Origin of the sequence: Bacillus sp. RCC_6_1 (genome assembly GCF_041360755.1) — a bacterium.
Taxonomy (GTDB): domain Bacteria; phylum Bacillota; class Bacilli; order Bacillales; family Bacillaceae_G; genus Bacillus_A; species Bacillus_A cereus.
In genome coordinates this window covers 1-2,282 of record NZ_JBFUPV010000034.1, presented here as the reverse complement: position 1 = coordinate 2,282, position 2,282 = coordinate 1, and the positions used below count along the sequence as shown (strand labels likewise).

The following is a 2,282-nucleotide window of genomic DNA, read 5'->3' as shown; positions in this document are numbered from 1 at the left end:
CATCGCTATCAAGCTAAGAAAATACAACGTCAATTATAGTAGAGGTTGTTTTTTTTTTTGTGTAGGGAATTTAAAGATTTGCATATGAAATAAACCCTGACGGGTTTCATTTTTTTGAATTAAGCCGCTTGATTATCAGACATGGTACAATTGTAAACGACACCTAATATATCAAAGACTGTTTTCTTTTCATACCGATGAGATTTTCGCCCGTTTTGCTGTAGGAGGTTAAACAGACGAAGGAGAACCTTTGATAGCTCTTGGGTGTCTTTCTGTATAGCTTGGAAAAGAAGAAGAAAGTAATCTTTAATCATATAGATAGCCTTATATTCACTCAATTCTTGTTTCTTTTTCATAAGAAGTAATTGCCGCATTTGAAACATGGTAGAAGAACAGAGTAGAATGGCAATCAGTTGTCCATACAAATGGCATTCTAATCGTTCTCGTTTTATCTTTTTACAATGATGAATATGAAAGAATGATTTCCACGTTTTAAATAAAATCTCGATTTGCCAACGTAAAGAATACCAATCATGTACTTGTCCCATCGGGACAATATCTATAGGGGTATTTGTCATATATACATTGATACCGGTAAGTCGTTTACTACGAGCGGAATACTTCATTCCTTTCTTTTTTTCTCTTACAGTTTGATCGTGTAATCGTTTTTGTTGTTGTTCTTTTGTTAGTCGATGAACAATCACACGAGTTGGGACCTTATCAGTCATTCCTACATAAGCGTTGGATATTTCGCATGTTTGTCCAGGCTGAAGAGTGTTCATTAAAACCTCCATATCTATCTGGATATACTCTGTACCTTTCTTAATTCTGCCATCTTGAAAATAATCAGGATTAGGATTTTTTTGATAAATACGTGTATTCGATTTGATACGTGAGATATAATAAGCCTTTTTATCTTGTATATGTTGAAGATCTTTCAAATGAAAATAGCCTAAATCTCGGATACATAAATCATTCGCTGTTACAGTTGGGACACACAGGGAACCGTAGGTTCGATCATGTTGTTTACCTGGTCCTGTATGAATATGAAGGAATTGTCCACTTAATAAATCATACTCAAGCTGAATCTTCACCCCCGCTGTATGACTGCAACCTCCTGCACCCGGATAAACAGATGAAAAAGGATCTGGGAGTTGAAATGCAGTTGAATCTAAAATACGAATACGTTTGAAAATAGGAGTATATGGAGAAGAAATCGGCATAGATGAGGCTAGTTTTTGGTTTAGTAGTTCAGCTAATATATGTTGTAAAAATTGAACGGCTGCTTTATTAAATCGTTGATTTAGTCCTTCAGGACTGATGAGCACTTTTGTTGATGCTTCTAAACGGCTAGATAACTGAGTTAATGAAGTCGTAGCGATATTTTGACTCATCCATACACATAAAGCGATTAAATCTTTTGCTTGGTACTTACTAGCTCGTTGCACAAAACCAACATCTCTAGCAAGGTCTCGTAAAATATTTGGAGATAAAAAACGTTGAATCTCTTGAGCAAATAGCTGTAATTCATCAGATACAGAAATAGACATACAAAAACGCCATCCTTTCCTATGATTCTATAGAAAGGATAGCGTATTTTTTCATTTTATGGGGTATTTTGTTTTTTAGCTTAATAGCGATTTGCGGGACCCCTTTTCTATCAATCCAAGTAATCCACTTTTCTAGATTTAATTACTTTAAGTTCCTGGAGGCTAACCAAATCCCCTGCCAGTACTTATACTCAAAAACAGGGGGTTATTTTATGGTATAATATGGATGATTCAGAATATTGATTTATATTAAGGGTGAAGGGGGAGTAGATTAGGATGAAAAAGCAAAGATTTTTAAAAAAACTATTAAGAAAAACCTTTTATATTGAACTAGATGATTCTCTTCATTATCCATCTCCTAAAACAATTTGTTCAGCTGTTGAAACCTATGCTATACAGTCTAAGGAGAAATTAAGGTTTGAAAGTAAAACAAAACCGATTACTTTTTATTTAGAAGATACATTGTATAGTACAGATGTACGAATGGCTCGTGGAGGATATTATATATTTTGTCGAGAAGTATAGAGGGCTTGAGTTAATATGATTCCCTGTATTGGTTAAGCAAAATAAACAGACTAATTAGTACTAGTATCTAGAATTTATTTAGGGCTAGCACCACCAGTAACTTAATATTTTGAAGTATCCCCAAAACGATAAAAATGAACTTCTTTCTATAAATGACACAAATTTTTCGTTTTGGGGGCATTATAAAATTTAAACTTGATAGCGATG

At 34.0% G+C, this 2,282-nt stretch carries 2 protein-coding genes; one reads left to right on the top strand and one right to left on the bottom strand.

What is annotated here, in order from left to right:
• Positions 1 to 119 precede the first annotated feature (119 nt).
• Complete coding sequence (locus AB6801_RS31160; protein ID WP_370941396.1) at positions 120 to 1,550, bottom strand: IS4 family transposase; 1,431 nt, start codon at positions 1,548 to 1,550, stop codon at positions 120 to 122.
• Positions 1,551 to 1,820: 270 nt separating this feature from the next.
• Between AB6801_RS31160 and AB6801_RS31155 the strand changes: the two genes are divergently transcribed.
• Entirely contained in the window at positions 1,821 to 2,075 is a 255-nt protein-coding gene (locus AB6801_RS31155) for a DUF4318 domain-containing protein (RefSeq protein ID WP_138920191.1), read from the top strand.
• Positions 2,076 to 2,282 lie beyond the last annotated feature (207 nt).